Origin of the sequence: Serratia sp. H1w, assembly GCF_000633355.1 — a bacterium.
GTDB lineage: Bacteria > Pseudomonadota > Gammaproteobacteria > Enterobacterales > Enterobacteriaceae > Chania.
Genome location: NZ_AYMQ01000134.1, coordinates 1 through 9,246, shown reverse-complemented (window position 1 = coordinate 9,246; position 9,246 = coordinate 1). Strand labels below are relative to the sequence as shown.

Sequence of the window (9,246 nt, the reverse complement as noted above, 5' to 3'; positions counted from 1 at the left end):
GAGTAATTCAAAGGGGGGGGGGCAGTTTTACTTTGGCAAGGTGGGTCAGAATTCAATCGGTATTGACACTTGAGATAGGAAATGTTCTGCGGCTTGGTTCCGCCCATATTTAACGCCGCCGTTTTAGGGTAAATAACGCGGGGTTCGGGGTGCCATTGACCAGCTTTGAAGGCTTGGTATATCTCTTTCGAACTATCACTAAACCGCGCTTCGCTAATGCGGCTGTGCATTGCATGAGCCAGTGATGAAGAGAACAGCGGGCTTAGCAAATGGTATTCACCCGGTCCTACCGGGAAATAAATCTGCTTAGCTAAAGCATGAGAAGAAAGGTTTTTATTGGTCAGAACCTGTTTGAACCCGGCCACCCACTGTTCCAACTGTTGCGGGTTTTCCGCCAGTTCCTGCAACGCTGCGGTGTTATCACGACTCAGACAGGCAATCAGCGACTCGCCTTCACATTCCAACTGTAGCAACTTTGCCACGTCCAACGCAGCTGCGTTACCAACTGCATCAACGGCGGGTTGAGATAACGTTGCTGTCGAAAGGACGTTTGTTGTCTGTTCCGGCGCACCCGCACTGAAAATGCTGCTACCTTTGGCATCACTGTGGGTAAATTTCAGCGCATGCGTCACCAGGTTGATTTGCCCGGCGCGGCCAGCGGCGTCGGTCAGCCAATTACGTGGTGCGTAGTTTTTCTCTAATTCCTGCCGCAGCTCTAATGCAGCTTGCTTGGCTACGGCGATCTCTTCAGGATCGGTCAACCCCGCCAGTTTTTTGGCAGTCTCTTTCTCCAACGACTCCAGCTTGGGTTGTTTACGATTGGCGATATATTCAACAATTAAAGTGGTTAGTCCATTCTGACTCATACGCCTCCTTACCTCAATGTTATTAGATGACTTATTCGAGTGCGCCAAACACTCCTAGCAACGGATGAAAATGCCATTGATCTGATTTGTTTTTTCGCAGATTGATCTCACCGAACTTCTGACTCACCTCTGGTAACTCCATCCCCAATTTATCGGCCAGCTCTTGATAAATTGTCGGGTAATCCTCAGTGATCCAGGCGCTAACACCCTCGACGAAAGCAACCTCAACCTCGCGAAAGTTGTCGCTGAACTTCCATTGCCCTGGGACGATATCCGGGAATTTAAAGCGTGGCCTATCCACCTCGTCTTCCATCCACAAATAGTGCGGCTCTTCTTCAGCAGATTGGCGGAATGGACTAACTCGTTGCTGTTCAGCGCACCATGTTGCCTGCTCACGCCACCACAGGGCGGCGTAATATTTGCTATCTAGATCCTTTCGCCCCTGTAGCACGCTGCGTAAACAGGCATGTTCCAGATCAACCAAATTGTCATGGACTTTTGGCTTCAATGGTTCTTGAACACGAGGTATAGCACTGATGGTTTCATATTGCGCAGGCTGTAGAATATCCACCAAATCGTGGCTATTGAGCTGTAGTTGGTATTTCTCAGACTCAAACCCCGGCCGATAATAAGCTGGTTTATTACCCTGCAACGCCCTCACGTTTTTTTGCAAAATATACAGATTTGGCGACGTGCAAGGCTTCTGCCGATGGCGCTGAATACGCCCAGCTAATTGGATTAGTGAACGCATCGAACTAGGCTCGGCGATAGCCCAATCATAGTCATGATCGCGGCCAACTTCGGCAACGGATGTCGCCAGCACCACAAACAGGTGATGCTGCTCGGTGTAATTCGCCAATGCCTGTTTGATTTCTGTGATTTGCCACAATGCCGTTTCACAATAGCGTGTCAGGGTTTCGTCCAACCGTTGCTCGATATGCGAACGCATCGCCAATGGATGTTGGCTGTGATAAACACAATAATGGATTCTGGTATTATCCGGTGCTGGCGTTCGTAACAGCCGTTGAGCCACCGCCACCAATGGATTAATATTTGCCATGCGGATCACCCCCAACGACACGGTTTTACCCTTGGGATGCTCTTGATGATGAAGCGTATGCAACTGGCGCATGGCGGCCGCAAGTGTTTCCGTGACACTGTCCAGTACCGTGCTTTTCCGCTGGTTTGCCGATTGCACCGCGATCAATTGTGCACGACGTAGTACCGCTATGTGTTGCAACTTTGCCACCCTCTGGGCAACAAACGCCTCATGTGCGGCTTTAAAATCTTTCGCCCCTTGTATATCGTGCTGAACGGCATCGTTCTCATCAAACCAGGCGCAACAGATATTTAATGGTGTATTTGGCTGGCCACACACTTGCTGATAATCCGCCCGACCAGCTTTATAGGCATTAAACAGCGCCTGAACCAGTGCAGGCGGTAAAGTGGCGGAAGAGAATAGCACGCGAGAACCAAGCATCCCTGCCCAATTGACCAGGCGGCACAAAGCGGGTAAGTCCGCAATATCAAAATCGTCCGGTTCATCCAGCACCAGATCGGCAGTGAGCAGGCGCAGCATCGGTGCAATTTGCTTACCACCACGCACACCTTCGGTCGCGCCGATCAGATGATCGATGGTTGTTACCAATACTGGTGCACTCAGGAGTGCATGTAACTTCCCCTTATCTTGCAACCAACGGCTTATTCGCCCATCGTCCAGGCTGCCATCGTAACTGACATAGTGATGTTCAGCGAACAGCTCATCTGCCGAAGCACTGCCTGTACCGCGCGGCTCCGCTTTATCATTATTGAGTTGATGCAGTTCTCGGATTGCGGCGGATCCCACTAGCACGGCTAGATCGTCATCTTCTAACGCTAGCCTGGTTTTCAGCGCATCACCGGTTTGCAAGGTTAAGGTGCGTAAACCTAAAGCAACGGAAAAGCGGCAACCTGACTTTTCATCGGCCAGACCATACATAATTCGCGCATTGGCAAAGGTTTTTCCGCAGCCGGTAGAAGCCATATTCACGCCAAAAAAACCCTGTTTTACCGAGCGCTCGCGAACTGCACATGCCAGATCGTAAGCTTTATCCTGCCAACGGAACCGCTCTGTCTTACTGCGTTGCTTGAACCCTTTATGACGCGTGATTGCCGGTAACGTCGTGCGTATATGCGGCAGACTGCGCCCCAGCAACAGCGCATTCTGCCCCACACCGATATTGTGCTCATCCAATCGCTGCTTCAAACCACCGGCTTGGCGATCGGTATTGGCATATGCCTGGTAGTTCGTATCTTGCCAACCATCCGTTGCCGGTAAAGAAGAATAATGATGATCCGCCAACATCAGCACCAGACGCGCCATATGGCTGGTGAAACGTTGCTTCAATACACCAAATTGCATTAATGAGGATTGTTGTAACGCACGCTGGGCAAATTTGCGTGCCTTATCTCGCCAGGTTGCGCTGCGCATTGGTGTACCATAGGGGAAAGTCCAAACAGCACAGCGATCCTCCGCTACCCAACCTTCAATTTGGCTATTGGTGGAGTTCCACTCGGCAACTAATTGTGTCGTTAACCAGGCGTCCATTTCCTTTAATTTTGGTGGGTTCCCGCCTTCTTGCGACGCTTTTGGATAAGCCGGTAAACGGTGGTGGGAAACAATCAGCCATGCGATGGTCGTTGCCAGCGGCGGCATAGCAATAAAAGGGTTCACAAAAGGATCTAGCGAATCTTTTAGCAAGCTGGCTAGCATCGGTTTCTCATCTTGTTCGCCGATATTGCTCAGTGCAGCCAACCATTCCCGATCGCTTTTATTACCAACCCAGGCGCAGAACAAACGCAATGAAACCCATTCATGTCGGTAGGGTTGATAACACCGCCCTTTACCCTGTAGGCCATTCTGGAATAGGAGGTTGGCTTTGCCGAAATCATGGAATAACCCGGCGATCCCGGCCATCAAGCTAATAGTCTCCACGCTATGCCAGCTATTTTCATCCTGACTACGCAGGACATCGCGCTCGGTAGTATTGGTCGGCACCGACCCCTCGGAGTTAAAACACCGTAGATTGCCCACGATCCAAAGCAGTTCGGTCTGATTGCCGCCCTTGATCCAGTGGCAAGCCACCGCCGTATTGCGCCTGGCTGTTTTACGCAGCAGCTTTCTCAGCGTATTCAGCCCTTCCAAGGTAATCGCCGTCTGCCAGGTTCTATCACCTTTGCGTTCTGCAAACTGGTCCAGAATGCGGCGTGTTTCTACCAAGGCCTTTTTGTTGCATTGGGCAATCAGCAAAATATTCATTTGCCCACCTGCGATAGACTTTCTGCTGTTTCCTTCAGGGTATCAATCATGACATCCAATGCATCCGCCTGCTGAAAGCTACGCAGGCAACGCTGACGAAATTCCTGCTCATCTTCACCTGTCATTGCAGCAATAAAAGCCTGTGGCAGAATCAAAGCATCCTTGATCAAATCCGCAATATCGAACACCAGACCACCGCGCCGGGTTTTGCCATGCAGTATAGATAAACCGTGCGGCAAACCAATCACCCAGGCAGCGGTGGCACCTAAACCATAGGCCAGATAATTACCGTGATCTAAAAATCGGTTAGCGATATCAACCCCGCCACCGCGCTTAGCTCTGCTGAACTCACCGTACTGCACACCGTTGGCAGCCAACTTATAGAGCGCTTTCGTCATCACGGCCTCTTGCACCAAGACATCGTTGCTATTCTGACAAGTAGCTAAACGTTGCATAAAACTGTCCAACACCGGATTAAGGCGTGCCGCATCGATATCGAATCCTTGCTCACGCTGCATGCGTACTGAAAGCCAGTGAGTGCGAATTTGAGCGATACGTTGCTGCTGAAAAGCAATCGCCGCTGCCAGACGCTTGTCATCATCAAACCAGAAGCTAACCCAATGCTGCAAATATTCGGTAGGCCGGTATTCGCTTTGCGAGGTTAGCCAAGATACATCCACTTCGACTTCATTGGCGGCAAACAAAGGTGTACCGCCACCACCGCAGAAGCCAACCAGTACGCCCGCCTTGGCAAACTCGCGCATTGCCGCTTGGGTAACGGAAGTTCCCGTCCCCAGCATCACCGCAGTAGTATTGGCTATTGGGATGTTCCAGTATAAAGATTGCTTACCTTCATCTGTGACATACTCAACCCTTCCTCCATTGACCAGGATCCGGCAATGTTGCAGGTAATAGAGGTTTGCCCGCTTTGAATGCAGAATAGTTTTGAGTTCGGAAGGCGAGAATTGATTTTGCATTGATGAAAACATCCCTGTTTTTATGCCATAAGCCACCTGGCTCTAGACGCTCTATGCCAGATGTCCACGCGATAGTGATGTTTTAGCACACTTTACTTATTAGATAGAGTGATGAATGTTATGTTTTTATTTAATTTTTATTGACTATGAATCATTTATATAGATAAAAACCATGAATGATTTATATAAATTACCTTAATGATAAAGATAGGGCTAGGATGGGAAAGTTGACGGTACGGCAGTGGCCCTGGCTGAAATCGCGCCAGATAGGTGCCACCTCTTCTAAGCTGCCGATACGGCAGTGAACTCCATCCCGGCGGTATAAATGTAATCACATGCTTTCTAAGCTGCCTGTACAGCAGTGAACGGAATTAAATTAAGGCCGTCCTGATAGCCTTTTTTCTAAGCTGCCTGTACGGCAGTGAACCTGTGGCGCCGTTGGGCAATGCAAACCCCATATTTCTAAGCTGCCTGTACGACAGTGAACCTTATTGAGGAATCTCGGCTGCTGCGCCGGAATTTCTAAGCTGCCTGTACGGCAGTGCACGCGTTTGCCCTGGCCGCAGTGCTGAACCAGTTTTTCTAAGCTGCCTGTACGGCAGTGCACCTCAATCACTTCGCCAGTTTCAACGTCATACATTTCTAAGCTGCCTGTACGGCAGTGCACGAACCAAGCCATCAGCATGGTGATGTTCACCATTTCTAAGCTGCCTGTACGGCAGTGCACCAAGATAGCGAAACAATTCGCCACTTATTACGTTTCTAAGCTGCCTGTACGGCAGTGCACTTAGTTGGCGTTACGGCCAGCGTTCCATTAGATTTCTAAGCTGCCTGTACGGCAGTGCACGATGCATGGGATAGCGACACTCCACTGCCTTCTTTCTAAGCTGCCTGTACGGCAGTGCACAGGCGCTTCACCACCATGTTTTGCGGGAGTAGTTTCTAAGCTGCCTGTACGGCAGTGCACGTGGCAGGAAATGGAAGTTAGATCGTGAAATGTTTCTAAGCTGCCTGTACGGCAGTGCACGATTGCGAATACAACCAACTCAAACAGAAACATTTCTAAGCTGCCTGTACGGCAGTGCACAACAACGCTATACGGTCTAGCTGCTGCCCTATTTTCTAAGCTGCCTGTACGGCAGTGCACGGTTGTTTGAGGCGTTCCGTAAACATTATAAATTTCTAAGCTGCCTGTACGGCAGTGCACACTTACTCGCAAGAGTACGTAACCGCACTGCTTTTCTAAGCTGCCTGTACGGCAGTGCACTCAGCTTCCGGGCGACGGTGATCACCCATTCATTTCTAAGCTGCCTGTACGGCAGTGCACCGTGTTTCCCTGGCAGGTGTAACCGGCCTTACTTTCTAAGCTGCCTGTACGGCAGTGCACGCCGCGAACTTCTCTACTCCACGCGCTTCCACTTTCTAAGCTGCCTGTACGGCAGTGCACAAGTAGCACAATGGAGGCCGAAAAATGCAAACTTTCTAAGCTGCCTGTACGGCAGTGCACGAACAAACAGACGTTGTGCGCCATTTTCAGCGTTTCTAAGCTGCCTGTACGGCAGTGCACAAGATGGCCAGCACGTGGGAACGGGTGGATAATTTCTAAGCTGCCTGTACGGCAGTGCACGCCGTCGACGGCATCGCCAGCGCTGTGAATGATTTCTAAGCTGCCTGTACGGCAGTGCACGAAAACTTGATTTCTTTACCGGCAACTTTCAGTTTCTAAGCTGCCTGTACGGCAGTGCACTTTACTGCGTTGAGAGTATCAACGAGAGGTAATTTCTAAGCTGCCTGTACGGCAGTGCACGAAATCGTTATCCCGTACGCCGATGGCGTTCATTTCTAAGCTGCCTGTACGGCAGTGCACACACCCGAGTGAATGAAATGTAGGGATTTCATTTTCTAAGCTGCCTGTACGGCAGTGCACAAAACTTCTTAGAGAAGCCTCGCCGCATCCCTTTTCTAAGCTGCCTGTACGGCAGTGCACTCCCTACCCTAGCTGATTGCTTTGATATGGCATTTCTAAGCTGCCTGTACGGCAGTGCACTACCAATGTGCTCCGCCGGTCCTTTGGGCACGTTTCTAAGCTGCCTGTACGGCAGTGCACTGTTCTATCCTATCCCCAATCATCTGTTAATTAAACAATAATCCTCATATTAGCCAGAAAACCCTTTTTTAATGGACTAACATTCTCACTAACAAAATCAATAAGTTATCTACACTACTAAAATTAGGGTTCAACCAGATTAGGAAAGAGTCTGCATCACGGGTCTTATGGCGTTGCTCAATTTCTTTCTAGACTTTTTAGTTGCCATAAAGGTACTACTGGCTAGCTAGTTACAACAGTATCGAGACTGCTTTATTTTTTCACTTGCGCTGCGTCCTTCCGGTACCCTAAATTTCCTTCAATTCGATGGGGTTGGTTAGCTTCGTTGGGTAAACAAAGAAAGGGAGCCATCAGGCTCCCGATATTCACATGAGAATTAATAGCTTATTGGAAATTCAGCATGAAGCCTGCCGCAGCTTGATAGTCGCCTGCTTTAATATTTCCCGGTACACCATCGCCCTGGAGGTAAACCGTAAAAGGAAGGATGTTGTTACCATCCTGGAGCGAAATGCTTTTGCTGGGTTTTCCCAGTTCAAGCACATTCCCTGAACCATCGGCCAACGCAACACTGGCACCACTAGCCGTTCCTGTAATACCAAGGCGCCCTTCTTTTCCTTCCACGCCAACAAAAGTAACGGTCACACTATTGCCTCCAGAAACTTCACAATCTTCCAATTGAATATTGAATCGTTGTACAGTCGACTTGCCAGAGCCATTGTTTTCAAGCAGTGCAGCATCGGCCACCTGCCCTAATGCGATTGTCTGGTCAAGAGACTCGGGAGCTAAAGAGCAAGATGTTTGTGTCTTAATAATACTACCTGACACTGTCACTCTTCCATTACCTTCGGCCATCGTTGCCGAGCTAAAAGCAATAGTTGTTAAGAATAGTACAGCTAACAAGTTTTTAATTTTCATAATAGAGTCCATTGTTGAAAAATAATAGCACCGAATGTGCATAGCTATAATCGCACTTTACGGAATAATTGAAATTCGTTTGCGTTGTGCCAGTGACAGGCAAAATTATTTAATTCATTCACACTTCGTGTACTTCTTGGGGCGTATTTCACAGACTACGTTCGCAATAGTTAACATTTTTCAAGGATGGATATGGCCACTAGCGATCTGCAACCATTCATTATTGAAATAAGGTTTGGGCCAATTGAGCTCAGGATGTAAAAAAGCCAGCATTAGTGCTGGCTAAGTTAGATTAACTATCGGGGTATCGTTTAAAGGCAACCTTTTATACCGGAAATTAATATTTTCTTACTGCCCCAAATTTTATCCCCGTTATGGTAAAAAACGACTCTGCTTTTACCATCAACTGAAGGTGAAACATCAACTATTTCTGTATAATTAAGAGTATAAAGTGTTATCATATCGCCGGTATTTCGCTGACTGACACCAGCAGCGGTAAGTCCCATGTGAACATCACTGTTTTGCCAGGCATTTTTTATACATGCAGCCGTAATTTCCGTATTCATAGATGAGGTGTATTCACTATCCATCCCGTTATACGCCCTTCCGGATTCAACGTTGGCAATGAAACAACCAGATAAAGCGACAGGAAGGATGAGGGCAATCCATTTATAAACTTTCATTTTTCCTCACATTAGCAATGTATTTATTTGCAGCGGCTTTAAAATTGTTTAATTCTTGAGCGGCATCATTATTAACAGCTATTTTTTGCATAAAGGTGACCCAGTCTGCGTATGTATCTATAAGTGCTGCTTTTTCCTGTTCATTCATTGGCACTGACTTTAGCTGTTGGAATTGTTGTTCTGAAAATTTAATAGCATTTTCGCGCGTTGTTAATGTACATGCGTGTACTTCTTCTATGTACGCTTGATCTGCTTTAGCTTGAGCGGTTTTTAGCTTTTGCGCCCCGATATCATTGAATAAACTCGCTAGAGAGGCCATTTGTTGCAAGTTGTTGATGAAGTCAGATTTACTAACCGTATCACGCTTCACATTTTCAGTTATACCCGTGATCATTGAAGA

At 48.2% G+C, this 9,246-nt stretch carries 6 protein-coding genes and 1 CRISPR repeat array; all 6 genes read right to left on the bottom strand.

Translation table 11 applies throughout. The features are described from left to right. Positions 1-866, bottom strand: an 866-nt coding sequence (csy1, locus tag U869_RS0126615) for a type I-F CRISPR-associated protein Csy1 (protein ID WP_025122042.1), incomplete at its 3' end; no start/stop codon positions are given. 31 nt (positions 867-897) lie between these two features. Further along, positions 898-4,164 (bottom strand): type I-F CRISPR-associated helicase Cas3f, encoded by a 3,267-nt coding sequence (gene cas3f / locus U869_RS0126610; protein WP_025122043.1) that lies wholly within the window; start codon positions 4,162-4,164, stop codon positions 898-900. Then, complete coding sequence (gene cas1f / locus U869_RS0126605) at positions 4,161-5,141, bottom strand: type I-F CRISPR-associated endonuclease Cas1f (RefSeq protein WP_025122044.1); 981 nt, start codon at positions 5,139-5,141, stop codon at positions 4,161-4,163. The genes cas3f and cas1f overlap by 4 nt, the downstream gene beginning before the upstream one ends. Positions 5,142-5,420: 279 nt before the next feature. After that, positions 5,421-7,248: a CRISPR direct-repeat array (repeat unit 28 nt; unit sequence TTTCTAAGCTGCCTGTACGGCAGTGCAC). A 384-nt stretch (positions 7,249-7,632) separates the two neighbouring features. Further along, positions 7,633-8,163: a fimbrial protein gene (locus U869_RS0126600; RefSeq protein WP_025122045.1), complete on the bottom strand. Its 531-nt coding sequence runs from the start codon at positions 8,161-8,163 to the stop codon at positions 7,633-7,635. Positions 8,164-8,474: 311 nt separating this feature from the next. After that, positions 8,475-8,846 (bottom strand): hypothetical protein, encoded by a 372-nt coding sequence (locus U869_RS0126595; RefSeq protein ID WP_025122046.1) that lies wholly within the window; start codon positions 8,844-8,846, stop codon positions 8,475-8,477. Continuing rightward, a partial coding sequence (locus U869_RS29740) for a hypothetical protein (RefSeq protein ID WP_037439567.1) occupies positions 8,833-9,246 on the bottom strand: 414 nt, incomplete at its 5' end. The genes U869_RS0126595 and U869_RS29740, both read right to left, overlap by 14 nt.

What these genes read in the sequence shown, in the direction of transcription:
- cas3f (WP_025122043.1), bottom strand. Translation starts at nt 4,164, where the DNA reads ATGAATATTTTGCTGATTGCCCAATGCAACAAAAAGGCCTTGGTAGAA.
- cas1f (WP_025122044.1), bottom strand. Translation starts at nt 5,141, where the DNA reads ATGCAAAATCAATTCTCGCCTTCCGAACTCAAAACTATTCTGCATTCA.
- U869_RS0126600 (WP_025122045.1), bottom strand. Translation starts at nt 8,163, where the DNA reads ATGAAAATTAAAAACTTGTTAGCTGTACTATTCTTAACAACTATTGCT.
- U869_RS0126595 (WP_025122046.1), bottom strand. Translation starts at nt 8,846, where the DNA reads ATGAAAGTTTATAAATGGATTGCCCTCATCCTTCCTGTCGCTTTATCT.